The organism is Methyloversatilis sp., assembly GCF_965284615.1.
Classification (GTDB): Bacteria; Pseudomonadota; Gammaproteobacteria; order Burkholderiales; family Rhodocyclaceae; genus Methyloversatilis.
The window spans coordinates 118,721-134,463 of record NZ_OZ260098.1 but is presented as its reverse complement, the minus strand read 5'-3'; the positions used below and the strand labels follow the sequence as shown (position 1 = coordinate 134,463).

Annotated in this window: 14 protein-coding genes; 7 read left to right on the top strand and 7 right to left on the bottom strand. The window is 68.5% G+C overall.

Features of this window, described 5'->3' with window-relative positions; all coding sequences use genetic code 11:
• The first annotated feature begins 32 nt into the window (after positions 1 to 32).
• Both ACQ66H_RS00640 and ACQ66H_RS00635 read left to right on the top strand, forming a co-directional pair.
• Positions 33 to 917 (top strand): ChaN family lipoprotein, encoded by an 885-nt coding sequence (locus tag ACQ66H_RS00640; protein ID WP_430432380.1) that lies wholly within the window; start codon positions 33 to 35, stop codon positions 915 to 917.
• A complete protein-coding gene (locus ACQ66H_RS00635; protein WP_430432379.1) occupies positions 917 to 2,917 on the top strand; it encodes a M1 family metallopeptidase in 2,001 nt (666 codons plus the stop codon). Before ACQ66H_RS00640 ends, ACQ66H_RS00635 begins: the two co-directional genes overlap by 1 nt.
• On the opposite strand, the gene ACQ66H_RS00630 is transcribed toward ACQ66H_RS00635, so the two are convergent.
• From ACQ66H_RS00630 to ACQ66H_RS00605, 6 genes are all read right to left on the bottom strand, one after another.
• The gene (locus tag ACQ66H_RS00630; protein ID WP_430432378.1) at positions 2,904 to 3,896 is read right to left on the bottom strand and encodes a septal ring lytic transglycosylase RlpA family protein; all 993 of its coding nucleotides are present in this window, start codon (positions 3,894 to 3,896) and stop codon (positions 2,904 to 2,906) included. The genes ACQ66H_RS00635 and ACQ66H_RS00630 overlap by 14 nt on opposite strands.
• Positions 3,897 to 3,898: 2 nt before the next feature.
• Positions 3,899 to 5,062 (bottom strand): rod shape-determining protein RodA, encoded by a 1,164-nt coding sequence (gene rodA / locus ACQ66H_RS00625; protein ID WP_430432377.1) that lies wholly within the window; start codon positions 5,060 to 5,062, stop codon positions 3,899 to 3,901.
• Entirely contained in the window at positions 5,043 to 6,932 is a 1,890-nt protein-coding gene (mrdA, locus tag ACQ66H_RS00620; RefSeq protein WP_430432376.1) for a penicillin-binding protein 2, read from the bottom strand. Before mrdA ends, rodA begins: the two co-directional genes overlap by 20 nt.
• Before the next feature lie 100 nt (positions 6,933 to 7,032).
• Positions 7,033 to 7,557: a rod shape-determining protein MreD gene (gene mreD / locus ACQ66H_RS00615; RefSeq protein ID WP_425763403.1), complete on the bottom strand. Its 525-nt coding sequence runs from the start codon at positions 7,555 to 7,557 to the stop codon at positions 7,033 to 7,035.
• Positions 7,554 to 8,456 carry a rod shape-determining protein MreC gene (mreC, locus tag ACQ66H_RS00610; RefSeq protein ID WP_425763402.1) on the bottom strand — a complete coding sequence of 301 codons (903 nt, stop codon included), beginning with the start codon at positions 8,454 to 8,456 and terminating at the stop codon, positions 7,554 to 7,556. Before mreC ends, mreD begins: the two co-directional genes overlap by 4 nt.
• A 280-nt stretch (positions 8,457 to 8,736) precedes the next feature.
• Positions 8,737 to 9,780, bottom strand: coding sequence for a rod shape-determining protein (locus ACQ66H_RS00605; protein ID WP_019915967.1), 1,044 nt, complete (start codon positions 9,778 to 9,780; stop codon positions 8,737 to 8,739).
• A 261-nt stretch (positions 9,781 to 10,041) separates the two neighbouring features.
• Here ACQ66H_RS00605 and gatC point away from each other — a divergent pair, with 261 nt between their 5' ends.
• The 5 genes from gatC to gatB all read left to right on the top strand — a co-directional run bounded on the left by gatC (position 10,042) and on the right by gatB (position 14,245).
• Entirely contained in the window at positions 10,042 to 10,329 is a 288-nt protein-coding gene (gene gatC / locus ACQ66H_RS00600; protein ID WP_425763400.1) for an Asp-tRNA(Asn)/Glu-tRNA(Gln) amidotransferase subunit GatC, read from the top strand.
• An 8-nt stretch (positions 10,330 to 10,337) separates the two neighbouring features.
• The gene (gene gatA, locus ACQ66H_RS00595) at positions 10,338 to 11,792 is read left to right on the top strand and encodes an Asp-tRNA(Asn)/Glu-tRNA(Gln) amidotransferase subunit GatA (protein WP_430432375.1); all 1,455 of its coding nucleotides are present in this window, start codon (positions 10,338 to 10,340) and stop codon (positions 11,790 to 11,792) included.
• 149 nt (positions 11,793 to 11,941) lie between these two features.
• A complete protein-coding gene (locus ACQ66H_RS00590) occupies positions 11,942 to 12,253 on the top strand; it encodes a hypothetical protein (protein ID WP_430432374.1) in 312 nt (103 codons plus the stop codon).
• Positions 12,250 to 12,756 (top strand): hypothetical protein, encoded by a 507-nt coding sequence (locus ACQ66H_RS00585; RefSeq protein ID WP_430432373.1) that lies wholly within the window; start codon positions 12,250 to 12,252, stop codon positions 12,754 to 12,756. The genes ACQ66H_RS00590 and ACQ66H_RS00585 overlap by 4 nt, the downstream gene beginning before the upstream one ends.
• Positions 12,757 to 12,775: 19 nt before the next feature.
• Complete coding sequence (gatB, locus tag ACQ66H_RS00580) at positions 12,776 to 14,245, top strand: Asp-tRNA(Asn)/Glu-tRNA(Gln) amidotransferase subunit GatB (protein WP_430432372.1); 1,470 nt, start codon at positions 12,776 to 12,778, stop codon at positions 14,243 to 14,245.
• Between the two features lie 182 nt (positions 14,246 to 14,427).
• Here gatB and ACQ66H_RS00575 read toward each other — a convergent pair whose 3' ends face one another.
• Entirely contained in the window at positions 14,428 to 15,432 is a 1,005-nt protein-coding gene (locus tag ACQ66H_RS00575) for an integron integrase (RefSeq protein WP_430432371.1), read from the bottom strand.
• Between the last annotated feature and the right edge of the window lie 311 nt (positions 15,433 to 15,743).

Below are 15,743 nucleotides of genomic sequence, written 5' to 3'. Positions count from 1 at the left end.
CACCGCCCAGCCCTTAACCCTCGTCAACCACGATGACACGCCTGCTCCGCTTCGGCCTCATTCTTGTGGCCTTCCTGCAGCCCGCCCTTGCCGCCCAGTGCGTCCCGCCGGGCCGCTGGATCGCGCCGGGCAAGGGAGAACTCGACGCCGGCAGCGTGCTCGCCCGCGCCAGCGCACAGAGCGTGCTGCTGCTCGGCGAAACGCACGACGTCGCCGCTCACCATGACTGGCAGCTCGACACGCTGCGCGCACTGCACGCGCGGCGCCCGCAGATGGTGATCGGCCTGGAAATGCTGCCGCGCAACGCCCAGCCGGTGCTCGACGCCTGGGTGCGTGGCGACCTCGACGAGACGGCGCTGTTCGAGCGCACCGGCTGGACGCGCACCTGGGGCGTGCCGCCGTCGCTTTACGCCGGCATTTTCCGCTTCGCGCGCGAGCACCGGCTGCCGATGCGCGCGCTGAACATCGAACGCCAGGTGGTGCGCGAGGTGTCGAAGCGGGGTCTTGCCGGCGTGCCGCCCGCCCGGCGCGAAGGCGTCGGCGACCCGGCCGACGCCCCCGACAACTACCGCAACTGGCTCAAGCAGATCTGGAGCGATCACATGCCGCAGGCGCAGGCGGCGTCGAACGAGGCGTTCGTGCGCTTCATGCAGGGCCAGCTGCTGTGGGATCGCGCGATGGCCGAGGCGCTGGTGGCGGCAGCGCGCGAATACCCGCAGGCGCTGGTGGTCGGCCTGATGGGCAGCGGCCACGTCATCCACGGTCACGGCGTCGAACACCAGTTGCGTGCGCTCGGCGTGGCCGACGTCGGCAGCCTGCTGCCGTGGGACAGCGACGCCGACTGCGGCGACCTGGTCGCCGGCGTTGCCGACGCCGTGTTCGGCATCCCGCCGACGGTGCAGGACACGCGGCGCTGATGCGCGCGCTGCACCGGCTGGCCGGCGCCTGGGCGCTTTGCTGCGGCAGCGCGCTGGCGGCACCGCATTATGCGATCACCGCCCGGCTGGCGCCGGCCGGCGGCACGCTGGACGCCAGCGCCCGCATCGTGCTGCCGGCCGGCGAAGCAGTGGCGCTGCGCATGGACGGCGCCCACCGCATCGAGTCGATGCAGCTCGACGGCCGCCCGCTCGCCGCGGCGCGCGACGGTGGGCAATGGCGTATCGACCTTGCCGCCGCCGCGCGCCAACGCCAGCTCGAACTGCGCTGGCAGATCCGCGCCGAGGCGCCGGACACGGCAGCCCGCCACCGCGACACGCTGACCGCCTTCGCACCACAGATCGGCGAAGCAGGCAGCTTCCTGCCGGCCGGCGGCGCCTGGTATCCGCTGCCGTACGACAGCGCCGGCCCGCTGCTGCACCGCTACGCGCTCACCGTCAACCTGCCCGCCACGCAACGCGCGCTGGCGCCGGGCGACCTGACGCAGGACACGGTGCGCGACGGGCGCCGCAGTCAGCGCTTCGAGGCGCCTCAGGACGGCGAGGGCGCCGATCTGATGGCCGGCCCGTGGCAGCAGACGACGCGCGCGCTGCGCGCCCGCGACGGCCGCACGCTGACGCTGGCCACGCTGTTCCACCCGGAACTGGCGGCCGAAGCCGAGGGCTATCTCGACGCCGCGGCGCAGGCACTGACGCAGTTCGAGGCGCGCTTCGGCGACTACCCGTACAGCCGCTTCAGCATCGCCTCGTCGCCGACGCCGACCGGCTTCGGCATGGCCGGCCTGACCTACCTCGGCATCGACGTGCTGCGCCTGCCCTTCATCCGCCACACCTCGCTGCCGCACGAGATCGCGCACAACTGGTGGGGCAACGGCGTGCATCTGGCGCCGGACAGCGGCAACTGGTCGGAAGGCCTGACCACCTTCGTCGCCGACTACGCCCAGCGCGAGGCACAGGGCGACGACGCGGCGCGCACGCTGCGCCTGGACTGGCTGCGCGGCCTGTCGGCGCTGGCGCCGGCGGCGCACGACAGCCTGGCCGAGTTCGGCGGCCGCACGCACGACGCGTCGCAGACCATCGGCTATCACAAGGCGGCGCTGGTGCTCCTGATGCTGCGCGACACGCTGGGTGCGGCCACTTTCGACCGCGCGCTGCGCACCTTCTGGTCCACCCACCGTCACCGCCGCGCCGGCTGGAACGACCTGCGCCTCGCTTTCGAGCAGGCGTCCGGCCGCGACCTGCGCCGCTTCTTCGCCGAATGGGTGGACGGACGCGGTCTGGCCGAGCCGCGGCTGGACGCGGTCACGCCGGGCGCCGACAGCGTGGCGCTGACGCTGGCGCAGCCGGCGCCACCCTATCTGCCCGCCCTGCCGCTGCACCTGCGCGCCCCGGACAGCGGCGCGCTGCGCATCGAAACGCTGACGGTCGAACGGCCGCAGCAGTCCTTCACCTTGCCGCTGACGGGCTGCGCCGAACTGGCGGTCAACCCGGACTTCCGCACCGCGCGCCGGCTGCGCCGCGGCGAGGCACCGCCCATCCTGCGCGAAGCGACGCTGGACGCCACGCTGGCGCTGACCGTGCTCGACGGCGGTGACGCACGCCTCGGCGCGGCGGCCGACGCGCTGGTCGAAGACTGGCTGGACGCACCGCCGCCGCGGCTCGCGGCCGACGTCGCACCCGGGCGCAGCGCCCGCATGGTGATCGGTCGCAGCGCTGACCTCGACCGCTGGCTGGCGCGGCACGGCCTGCCGGCCCGCCCGCGCGACGGCGATGTCGTGGCCTGGGCTTCGCGCAGCGCGACCGGCGGCACACTGGCGCTGGTCGCCGCACGCGACGCCGACGCGCTGACGTCGGCGCGGCGGGCGTTGCCGCACTACGGTCAGCAGGGCTGGGTGGTGATCAAGGACGGGCGCGCCAGTGCGCGCGGCCAGTGGCCGGCGCAGACGCAGTGGACCCGGGTGTGCGCGCTCAGCGCGCGATGAGCAAGGCGTCCAGACCCAGCCGGTCGCGCAGCAGGCGGGCGGCCGACTCGGCCGCTTCGCGGCTGGCGAAGGGGCCGGCCTGCACGCGGTGGCGACTGCCGTCGCTGTTCACCCGCACGCGGTCGGCCAGTTCGACCAGCCCGTCGACGACACGCCGGCTCAAGGCCTGCGCGTTTTCGAGGCCGGCAAAGGCGCCCAACTGCAGCCAGTGACCGGCGTCGGCCGTCGTCGGCGCGGCTTCGGTCGACAACGCGGCGATCACGTCGTCACCCGCCGCGCTGCGCTCGACCGGCGGTGTGCGCTGCACTTCCGGCCGGCCGGCGGCGCGACGCGCCAGCAGATCGCCCGGGCTGCCCTCGGCGAACACCGCCTCGACCTCGACTTCGGCACTGCCGTCGTTCACGTAACCGAGCTTGGCGGCGGCGGTCCACGACAGGTCGATCACCCGGCCCGGCTTGAACGGACCGCGGTCATTCACCCGCACGACGACCGAGCGGCCGCTGGCCAGGTGGGTGACGCGGGCGTAGCTCGGAATCGGCAGTGTCGCGTGCGCGGCCGTCATCGCGTACATGTCGTACACCTCGCCGCTGGAGGTTTTCTGACCGTGGAACTTGCGGCCGTACCAGGAAGCGCGGCCGCGCTGGCGGAAGGGTTTCGCCTCGGTCATCGGCACGAACTGCATGCCGAGCGCCGAATAGGGCCGGTTGGCGAAGCGGTGCAGTGGTTCGTCGCGCGGCACGGCGTCGGGAATGGCGGCCAGCGTGGCGTCGTCCGGCGCGTTGTCGCCCGGGCCGTCGTCCAGGTAGTAGCCGCCGCCGCGCCGGGCGGCAGGCGGTGGCGTCGGCTTCGCCGGCTCGCCCGGCGGTGTGCGCACAACGGGCGCCGGATCCGGCTCGATCCCGGTCACCGGCGGCGTGCCGGCACAGCCGGCGAGCACGGCGGCGGCGGACAGCAGCGCGAGCAGGCCATGGGCGCGCATGCTCAGCGCTCCCGACGCCGGCGCCGGTGCGCCTCGATCGACATCAGCAGCCCGAGTCCGATGCACAGCGTCACCAGCGCGGTGCCGCCGTAGCTCACAAAGGGCAGCGGCACGCCGACCACCGGCAGCACGCCGGTCACCATGCCCATGTTCACGAAGGCATAGGTGAAGCAGGACAGCGAAATCGCGCCGGCCAGCAGGCGACCGAACAGCAGTGGCGAGCGGGCGGCGATCATCAGGCCGCGCCCTATCATCGCCATATAGATGAGCAGCAGCACCACCGCGCCCAGCAGACCGAATTCCTCGGCCATCACGGCGAAAATGAAGTCGGTGTGGCGTTCGGGCACGAATTCGAGGTGGGTCTGCGTACCCTCTTTCCAGCCCTTGCCGAACACGCCGCCGGAGCCGATGGCGATGCTGGACTGGATGATGTGGAAGCCGCTGCCGCGCGGGTCCGAGGTCGGATCGAGCAGGGTACACACGCGCTGCCGCTGGTAAGCCTTGAAGCCCGGCCACTCGACGCCCTCGGCGCACATCGCGTCGCCCTCGACCGCCAGCGTGGCGATGCCAACGACGCCGATGGCGAGTACCGGAATGATGAGCTTCCACGACAGGCCGGCGAAGAAGATGACGAACACGCCGGCTGCCAGCACCAGGATGGCGGTGCCGAGGTCCGGCTGGTGGAAGATGAGGACGACCGGTATCAGCAGGATGACCAGCGCCACCATGAAGTCGCGCACCCGGAGCTGCGCCTCGTGCCGGTGGAAATACCAGGCCAGCATCAGCGGCACCGAAATCTTCAGCATTTCCGACGGCTGTATCCGGGTGAAGCCGATGTTGAGCCAGCGCTGGGCGCCCTTCGACGTTTCGCCGAACAGCTCGACACCGATCAGCAGCACCACGCCAACCACGTAGAAGGGCAGCGCCAGCTGCATCAGGCGCAGCGGCGGAATCTGCGCCACCACCAGCATGACGCCGAGCGCGACCGCCAGATTGACCAGATGGGCGTCGAAGCGGAAGGAGAAGTCGGCGGTGGCGCTGGCCATGACCAGCGTCGCCAGCGACAGCAGCACGAAGGTGATCGCCAGCAGCGGCGGATCGAGCGCCGACAGCAGGCCGAAGATGCGCTCACGCAGCGCCGACCACTTACTCGCTGTCAGTTGCATCGGCGTCCTCCGGTGCGGGGCCTGCCGGCTTGTTGCCCAGCAGGTAGTAATCGAACACCTGGCGCGCGATCGGCGCCGCCGACTGCGCACCGAAACCGGCGTTTTCGACGATGACGGCGAGCGCGATCTTCGGATCGTCGGCCGGCGCGTAGGCGATGAACAGCGCGTGGTCGCGCAGCTTTTCCGCCAGCTTGCCGCCGCGGTACTGCGCACCGCGCAGCGAGAAGGCCTGCGCGGTGCCGGTCTTGCCGGCGGCGACATAGGGCGCGCCGGCAAAAGCACGGGCGCCGGTGCCCGCCTTGTTCACGTCTTCCATCGCCTGCTTGATCACCGCGATGTGCTCCGGCTTCAGATTCACCCGGCGCGTCGGCTGCGGCTCGATCTGCCGCACCGCACCGGTGCGCACGTTCTCGACCTGCTTCACCAGATGCGGCTTGTACACGACGCCGTCGGCCGCCAGTATCGACACCGCATGCGCCAGCTGCAGCATCGTATAGGCGTTGTAGCCCTGACCGATGCCCACCGAAATCGTTTCGCCGGCGTACCACTTCTGCTGTTCCGGCTTCTTGAAGCGCTTCTTCTTCCACTCGGGCGACGGCAGCACGCCGGTCGCCTCGCCCTCGATGTCGATGCCGGTGCGGCTGCCCAGGCCCATCTGCGCCATGAAGCCGGCGATGCCATCGATGCCCCAGTCCGCCGCCAGACGGTAGTAATAGGTGTTGCACGACACGACGATGGACTTGTGCATGTCCACCGAGCCGTGACCGCCCACCTTGTCGTCGCGGAAGCGGTGGCCACCGAAGTCGAAGTGGCCGGGGTCGGCGATCGCGAACTGCGGCGTGCGCTTGCCGGCGGTCAGCGCGCCGAGCGCCATGAAGGGCTTGAAGGTCGAGCCGGGCGGGTAGGCCGAATAGATGGCGCGGTTCAGCAGCGGGTGGTCGGCCGAGGTGTTCAGCGCCTCCCAGTTGGCGCTGTCGATGCCATCGACGAACAGGTTGGGATCGAAGGTGGGCTTGCTCACCAGCGCCAGCACGCCGCCGGACGACGGCTCGATCGCCACCAATGCGCCGCGCCGCTCGCCGAAGGCCTGTTCGACCACGCGCTGCAGGCCGGCGTCCAGCGTCAGCCGCAGGTTGCTGCCGTTCTGCGGCGGCGTGCGCGACAGCACGCGCACCGCACGACCGGCGGCGGTCACCTCGACCTGTTCGAAGCCGGTGACGCCGTGCAGGTCGTTCTCGTACGACAGTTCCAGCCCGCTCTTGCCGATGTGGTCGGTACCGCGGTAGTTGTCGGCCACGCCCGCCTCGTCGATGCGCTCGGCGTCGCGCCGGTTGATGCGGCCCATGTAGCCGAGCACGTGCGACGCCAGTTCGGTGTTCGGGTACTGGCGGAACAGCCGCGCCCGCACCTCGACGCCGGGGAAGCGGTAGCGCTGGGCGATGAAGCGCGCCACTTCCTCGTCGGTCAGGCGGGTGCGTATCGGCAGCGAATCGAAGTTGCGCGACTCGTCCATCAGCTTGCGGAAACGCTTGCGGTCGCGCGCCTCGATATTCACCAGCTGCGCCAGCTCGTCTATCGTCGTCTCGAGATCGGCCACGCGCGAGGGCTGGATTTCCAGCGTGTAGGCGGAGTAGTTACGCGCCAGCACCTCGCCGTTGCGGTTGACGATGAGGCCGCGGTTGGGCGTCACCGGCAGCAGCGCAATGCGGTTGTCCTCGGCGCGGGTGGCGTAGTAGTCGTGCCGGACCACCTGCAGCCAGAAGAAGCGCGAGAACAGCAGCGCGAAGCACACCAGCACCAGCGCGCCGGCGAAATACACGCGGCGGCGGAAGCGGATGAGCTGCAGTTCCGGGCTGTTCAGGTCGGTCATGGCGCCGAACAGCCTGCGAAGGTCAACGCGCTGCGCCGACCGGTCAGGGAGACGCTACGTGGTCCGATATGTGCGCAGGAAGTGAGCATAGGCACATTCATCAGATCGGCCGGTTCTCGTCCTTGTTCTCCGGCCGGTACTGCGGCAGCAGCAGCACGAAGCTGATCGGATGCCACAGCAGCGTCGCGATCAGCGCGCCGGCGAAGTATTCGAGCCCGGGAAACTCGGCGTCGCCGGCCAGCCGCACCAGCAGCATCACGCACTGGGCGCCGACCAGCATCGGCAGCACGTGCAGCGACTGGCGCAGCGGGCCGAACCACAGGATGCGGCGGGAGAAGGTGGTCGCCGCGTAGGCGAGCAGCACGTAGGCCAGGGCGTGCTGACCCATCAGGCTGCCGTAGCCGACGTCCATCACGACACCCATCACGAAGGCGCTGCCCATGCCGACGCGCAGCGGCTCGCGCACGCACCAGAAACACAGCACCAGCGCCACCCAGTCGGGCAGCCAGAAGGCGCGGCCGAGCGGCATCAGGTTCACCACCAGCGCCACCAGCAGCGACAGCCAGATGAACCACGGACGGACCGGACGCAGGATGCGGCGCGAACTGAAGGAGGGCTGGTTCATTTCTTCGCCTCCTGCGGCGCCGCGTCGGCCGGCAGCACGCTGTCGGGCTGCACCGGCTTGCCGGGGGCCATGATGAGCACGGCCGAATGCGCCTCGACGCCGGCGATCGGCACACAGAGGATGCGCACGAAGCCGCCTTCGCCGTCGCGGTCAACCGACTTCACGCGCGCCACCGGCAGACCGGGCACGAACACGCCATCGAGGCCGGAGGTGACGATGCGGTCGCCTTCGCGCAGATCGACGTCGGCTGCCAGGTAGCGCAGTTCCAGCGTGCCGCTGCCGGCGCCGAACATGACGGCGCGCACGCCGGTACGGGCGACCTGCACCGGCAGCGCCTGATCCTTGTCGGAAATGAGGGTGACCTCGGCATTGAGCGGATAGACGCGGGTGACCTGGCCGATCACGCCGACGTCGTCCACCACCGGGCTGCCCGGCTCGATGCCGTGGGTGAGGCCCTTGTCGACGACGACGCGGCGCGAGAACGGGTCGCGCACCGCGTAGATCACCTCGGCCACGCGCGCATCGACCTTCACCCGCTCGCGCATGTCGAGCAGCGCGCGCAGACGGGTGTTTTCCTGGTCCAGCTGTTCCTGGCGCAGCCGTATCGTCGCCAGTTCGGTGTGTTCGCGCCTGAGCTGCGCGTTTTCCGCCTGCAACCGTGCGAGGTCGGCGAAGTACTCACCGGCCGAACGGACGCCGGCCACCGGCATGCCGGCGGCGACCTGCAGCGGCGTGGTCACCACCGACAGCGCCTGGCGCACCAGTTCGAGGTAGTGCAGCCGGTAGTCGACCACGATCAGGGTGAGCGAGGCACTGGCCAGCAGTACGAGGCGCACGAGCGGCGCCGGGCCGCGCCGGAAGAACGGCGGTGGGGAATGTCCGGCGACCGGTGAAGCCATCAGTCAGGAAATCGCTTGTCGAAGAGGAAGACGGGAACCGGCCTGCCATGCGGGAGCAAATGCAGCCTGCGTTGCGCCATGCCACCGCCGCATCGCGGCCTGAGGCCGCTCCCACGGAGCCGGAGCCCGATCCACGGCCAAAGCCGGTTTTTTTGTGGGAGCGAGCTTGCTCGCGATAGCTGCCTGCATTGAAGCCCTGCGGTCGGCAGAAGTCGCATCGCGGCCTGAGGCCGCTCCCACAAAGCCGGGTGCAACCTGTGACCGCGACATCATCCGGGAATCACTCGTTGGCGAAGATGCTGCCGAGCTGGTCCATCTTCTCCAGCGCGGTGCCGGAGCCGCGCACCACGCAGGTGAGCGGGTCGTCGGCCACCACCACCGGCAGGCCGGTCTCTTCCATCAGCAGACGGTAGAGGTCGCGCAGCAGCGCGCCGCCGCCGGTCAGCACCATGCCGCGTTCGGCGATGTCGGCGCCCAGTTCCGGCGGGGTCTGTTCGAGTGCGCTCTTCACCGCCGACACGATCTGGTTGAGCGGTTCGGTCAGCGCTTCGAGGATTTCGTTCGACGAAATGGTGAAGCTGCGCGGGATGCCTTCGGCCAGGTTGCGGCCCTTCACTTCCATCTCCTTCACTTCGGAGCCGGGGAAGGCGGAGCCGATTTCCTTCTTGATCGCCTCGGCGGTCGTTTCGCCGATCAGCATGCCGTAGTTGCGGCGGATGTAATTGATGATGGCTTCGTCGAACTTGTCACCGCCGACGCGCACGCTGCCGGCGTACACCATGCCGCCCAGCGAGATCACGCCGACTTCGGTGGTGCCGCCGCCGATATCGACCACCATCGAGCCGGTCGCTTCCGACACCGGCAGGCCGGCGCCGATCGCGGCGGCCATCGGTTCCTCGATCAGGTACACCTGGCTGGCACCGGCGCCCAGCGCCGATTCACGGATGGCACGACGCTCGACCTGGGTGGAGCCGCAGGGCACGCAGATGATTATCCGGGGCGAAGGCGAGAACAGCCGCGAGTCGTGCACCTTCTTGATGAACTGCTTGAGCATCTGCTCGGTCACCGTGAAGTCGGCGATCACGCCGTCCTTCATCGGGCGAATGGCGGTGATGTTGCCCGGCGTCTTGCCGAGCATCAGCTTGGCCTGCAGACCCACGGCCTGGATGGTCTTCTTGGCGTTGGGGCCGCCTTCGGTGCGGATGGCGACGACCGAAGGCTCGTCCAGCACGATGCCCTGGCCACGCACGTAGATCAGCGTGTTGGCGGTGCCGAGGTCGATGGCCAGATCATTGGAAAAATAGGAACGCAGGAAACCGAACATGGATGGTCTTATGTGAAAGCGGCCGCTCAGCGGCCGGAACAGGAATCGGGTCGGGTGTGGTCAGCAGCGGTGTTGCGGCGGGCGACCCGGCGGCAGCTTTCGTCGGACCCGGGCCGCGGGTGGCGGCCGGACGTTCGGGCCGGCTGCCGGGCGGGCAGCCTGAATGGTTCATAATGATAACCCAACAGTGCATAAGCTCCTTGAACCGAAACATCTTTGCCTGCGGGTGCCCCGGCACCTGACAGCCCGGATCTGCATTCCATGTCCCTGACCGACCAAGAAGTCCGCCACATCGCGAAGCTGGCGCGCATCGAACTGCCCGATGCGGAACTCGAACACACGCGCAGCCACCTCAATTCCATGCTCGGCCTGATCGAGCAGCTGCAGGCCATCGACACCACCGGTGTCGAGCCGATGGCGCACGCCACCGATCTGGTGCTGCGCCTGCGCGAGGACCGCGTGACCGAAAGCGACCGCCGTGCCGCCTACCAGGCGGTCGCCCCGGCGGTCGAGGACGGCCTGTATCTCGTGCCTAAAGTCATCGAATGAGTGATCGTATGAGCGCCCCCGAAACCGTGAAGTCGCTGGCTGCGAAGCTGGCGGCAGGCGAAGCGTCGGCCGTCGAGCTGGCGCAGGACTACCTGGCGCGCATCCGCGACGCCAATGCGACGCTGAACGCCTATGTCGAACTGAACGACGAACAGACGCTGGCCGAAGCCCGCGCCGCCGACGCGCTGCGCGCCGAAGGCCGCGCCGGTGTGCTGACCGGCGTGCCGATCGCGCACAAGGACATCTTCTGCCAGACCGGCTGGCATGCCCGCTGCGGCTCGAAAATGCTGGAAAGCTTCGCCGCGCCCTATGACGCCGGCCTGATCGAGCGCTCGCGCGCCGCCGGTCTGGTCACGCTGGGCCGCACGAATATGGACGAGTTCGCGATGGGCTCGACCAATGAATCGAGCTACTACGGCGCCGTGCGCAACCCGTGGAACACGGAGCACGTGCCAGGCGGATCGAGCGGCGGATCGGCCGCAGCCATCGCCGCCGGCCTGGCGCCGGCCGCCAGCGGCACCGACACCGGCGGCTCGATCCGCCAGCCGGCCGCCTTCTGCGGCATCAGCGGCATCAAGCCCACCTACGGCGTCGTGTCGCGCTGGGGCATGATCGCCTACGCCTCCAGCCTCGACCAGGGCGGCCCGATGGCGCGCACCGCCGAAGACTGCGCACTGCTGCTGAACGCCTTTGCCGGCTTCGACGAACGCGACTCGACCAGCCTGCAGCGCCCGACCGAGGACTACACCCGCGCGCTGACGCAGCCGCTGGCCGGCCTGCGCATCGGCGTGCCGAAGGAGTTCTTCGGCGACGGCATGTCGGCCGACGTGCGCGCCGCGGTCGAGGCCGCGCTCGCCACCTTCCGCACGCTGGGCGCGGTCACCGTCGAGGTAAGTCTGCCGCGTTCGGGCATGGCGGTGCCGGCCTACTACGTCATCGCGCCGGCCGAAGCCAGCTCCAACCTCAGCCGCTTCGACGGCGTGCGCTACGGCTACCGCGCACCTGAGTACGGCAACCTCGACGACATGTACGCGAAGACCCGCGCCCAGGGTTTCGGCGCCGAGGTGAAGCGGCGCATCCTGATCGGCACCTATGTGCTGTCGCACGGCTATTACGACGCCTACTACCTGCAGGCGCAGAAAGTGCGCCGGCTGATCGCCGAAGATTACGAAGCGGCCTTCGCGCAGTGCGACCTCATCATGGGGCCGACCACGCCGAACACCGCCTACCGCATCGGCCAGAACGACGAAGACCCGCTGGCGATGTACCTCGGCGACATCTACACCACGTCGATCAATCTGGCCGGGCTGCCGGGCATGAGCATTCCCGCCGGCTTCGGCGCCGACGGCCTGCCGGTCGGCCTGCAGATCGTCGGCCGCTGGTTCGACGAGGCGCGCATGCTGGGCGCCGCCCACCAGTTCCAGCAGGCGACCGACTGGCACCTGCGCACACCGGAGAACTGACATGAAAAAAGCCCCCACGCTCACTGCGTTCGCTGCCCCCCGAGGGGGCTGCGCTCGCCCTTGGGGCGGCCCTGCGGGCGGCGCGACGCTCGTTTCATTGGCTGTGGTGAAGCTCAGTTCCTTCGGAACGGCCGTGCGGAACTGACACGATGCAGACATTTCGCTACAGCAGCACGCAGCTGCAACTGATACTCGACCAGGCCGGCATCTACATGTGCGCCTGCCCGGCCCAGCTGGCCGCGCAGATGATGGAGCTGCGCACGCTGCACCAGTACCAGATGAACTGCATGAGCGAAATGCCTGACATGGCCGACAGCCATCGCACCATCGCCGACGCCGTTTTCCGTGCGCACGCGCTGCTCGAGGAGGCGCTCGACCGCGTGCTCGACATCGAGGGCTGGGACAAGACCTCGCTGAGGATGCCCGACGGTCTGCGCAAGAAGCGGGACGAACTGCTTTGACCTTTCGTTTCGCGCTGCCGCTGATCGCGGCGCTGGCACTGCTGGCCGCTTGCGCACCGCTGCAGCAGACGCCGGCGCCGCAGCGACCGCTGCCGCCGGCACAGATGCCGGAAGCGGGGCGCCCGAAGCCGCCGATCAAGAGCACCAAGCCGCTGCCCATCCCGGCGCGGCCGCTGCAGGCGAAGGCCGACTGCAGCTACCGCGACGACGTCGGCACCGAAGGGCGGCTGCAGCTGGAAGTGAAGAATTCGAAGGTCGAACGTTTCGCGTCCGACGTGAACATGGGCAGCAAAGGTCGCTGCAGCTTCGACCTGTCGGCATTCCGGCAGACGAGTTTCGATCACACGCCCACGCTGGTCGCCGGTGCCTGCACCATCAGCATGTGGGAACAGAAAGACGAAGTGACGGTGTCCTACCGCAACTGCGCCGCGCACTGTACGCCCGGCGCGCACGATTACCTGTGGCCCACGCTGGTGAGCCGCAAGACCGGCAACTGCCGGTAAAGCACAGAGAGAACGCAACATGAGCAGAGCGAACTGGGAAGTGGTGATCGGGCTGGAAACGCATACCCAGCTGAACACCGCGTCGAAAATCTTCTCCGGCAGCTCGACCGCCTTCGGCGCCGCGCCCAACGCGCAGGCCAGCCCGGTCAACCTGGCGCTGCCCGGTGTGCTGCCGGTGATGAACCGCGCCGCGGTCGAGCGCGCCATCCGCTTCGGCCTGGCCATTGGCGCCACCGTCGCGCCGCGCTCGGTGTTCGCGCGCAAGAATTACTTCTACCCCGACCTGCCGAAGGGCTACCAGATCAGCCAGTACGAGCTGCCGGTGGTGCAGGGCGGCACGCTGACGATACGCGTTGGCGAGGGTGACAAGGCTTACGAAAAAGTGGTGCGCCTCACCCGCGCCCACCTCGAAGAAGACGCCGGCAAGAGCCTGCACGAAGATTTCCATGGCATGTCCGGCATAGACCTGAACCGCGCCGGCACGCCGCTGCTGGAAATCGTCAGCGAGCCGGACATGTCGTCGAGCGCCGAAGCGGTGGCCTATGCGCGCGCGCTGCACGCGCTGGTGCGCTGGGTCAACATCTGCGATGGCAACATGCAGGAAGGCAGCTTCCGCTGCGACGCCAACGTGAGCGTGCGCCGCCCCGGCGAGCCGCTGGGCACCCGCCGCGAAATCAAGAACCTGAACAGCTTCCGCTTCCTGCAGCAGGCCATCGATTACGAAATCAACTGGCAGATCGAACAGATCGAGGACGGCCACAAGATCCAGCAGGCCACCGTGCTGTTCGACCCGGACACCGGCGAGACCCGCATGATGCGCAGCAAGGAAGACGCGCACGACTACCGCTACTTCCCCGACCCCGACCTGCCGCCGCTGGTGATCGCCGCCGAGTGGGTGGACGAGGTGCGCCGCGCCATGCCCGAACTGCCGGCCGCGCTGGCCGCGCGCCTGCAATCGGACTACGGCCTGTCCGCCTACGACGCCACCGGCCTCACCGCCAGCCGCGAAACCGCCCAGTACTTCACCGACGCGCTGGCCATCGCCGGCGCGGCGCAGGCCACTCAGTTGGCCAAGCCGCTCGCCAACTGGGTCATGGGCGAACTGGCTGCGCGCCTGAACCGCGAAGAGCGCGACATCGCGCAAAGCCCGGTCAGCCCGGCCCAGCTCGCCGGCCTGGTCGCCCGCATCGCCGACAGCACGATTTCGAACAGCATCGCCAAGAAGGTGTTCGACGCGCTGTGGAACGGCGAAGGCAAGGACGCCGACGCCATCATCGACGCGCAGGGCCTGAAGCAGGTGACCGACGCCTCAGCCATCGAACCCATCATCGACGAGGTGTTGGCCGCCAACCCGAAATCGGTGGAGGAATACCGCGCCGGCAAGGAAAAGGCGTTCAACGCCCTGGTCGGCCAGGTGATGAAAGCCAGCCGCGGAAAAGCCAGCCCGGCGCAGGTGAATGAGCTGCTGAAGAAGAAGCTGGGCGGCTGAGTAGGGTGCAACGCGGTTTTGCCCTCACCCGCGTCAGCAGGTGAGGGCCGCTTACTGTGGCAGGCGATGGACAGGGAAGACGCACCGCTCGTTGCGCGAAGATCTGCCTCCCGCACCCCGTCGGCTGCATCCGGGACGCTGCGCATGCGGCATCGCAACGGATCAGGCGCATGCCTTCCCGCTCACACCGCTGAAAGAAGTGCATCGAGCGGACTGCGCACCCCACCTCCACCGACCTTGAGCACATGCGTATAGATCATCGTGGTCAACACGTCCGCATGACCGAGAAGCTCTTGCACCGTGCGAATGTCATAGCCTGACTGCAGCAGCGCCGTGGCGAAGGAGTGTCTCAGCGTATGAGGCGTGGCGGGCTTGTGCAGGCCTGCCCTCCGACTCGCGCGCTGAAAGGCACGCTGGAATGTCTGGTCGTACATATGATGGCGGCGGACCACACCAGTACGCGGGTTGACCGCGTGTTCGGCCTGCGGAAACACCCAGAACCACGCCCATGACGCATCCGCACGCGGATACTTGCGGGCGAGCGCATCGGGCATCTCGACGCCCGCCCGCCCGGATCGTCGGTCTTCGTCCCACAGCACGCGTGCACGCGCCATCTGATCGCGCAGGGGCGATACCAGCGACTGCGGCAACATCAGTGCGCGGTCCTTGCGCCCCTTGCCCTCACGCACGATGAGCGTGAGGTGCTCGAAGTTGACGTCCTTCACCCGCAGCCGCAAGCCCTCGGTCAGCCGCATGCCGGTGCCGTACAGCAGCTGGGCGAAGAGGCGATGTTCACCTTCCATCAGCACGAACAGACGCTTTACCTCGTCAGGCGACAGCACGACTGGCAGGCGGCGCGTCGTGCGCGGCTGTCCGATCTCATTCATCCACGGCAGATCAATGCCGAGCACCTGCTTGTAAAGAAAGAGCAGCGCAGACAGCGCCTGCTTGTGCGTTGACACCGCGACACTGCGCTCATTGGCCAGCCAGGACAGAAAAGCCTCGATCTCCGCCCGCCCCATCGTGGACGGATGACGCAGCCGGTGGAACCGGATGAAGGCCCTCACCCAATGAACATATGTCCTCTCGGTGCTTATGGTGTAATGAAGGTAGCGTATCCGCTCGCGTAGCTGATCGAGCAAGCGAACGGATCTCAGAGGCGGAAGCGAAGGGGTGAGGTTTTTCATCGCCGTTTAATGCCGTATGAATATACAGCATAGGTTGACGAAACCCCCATGGCAAGGCTGTTTCCGGGCCATCACCCCAGCCTGTTTACCCGGCAGCTTCCGTAGTTATGGCGCAAAACTGCGCCAGAAAACAAAGTTGAACGTCACCGGTTCTTGGTGTTTCTGGCGGGCGGTCCGAACCTGCGTGCAGCGCCCGAGCTAGCGGCTGCGGCGGTCAGCGAGTGCGGTCGCTTCGCACTCCGCGCTCGCGTGAGGTCGCCCCTTGTTGTGCCATGCCCATGTGCTAGTGTTTCGGGGCATTGAGGGCGGCG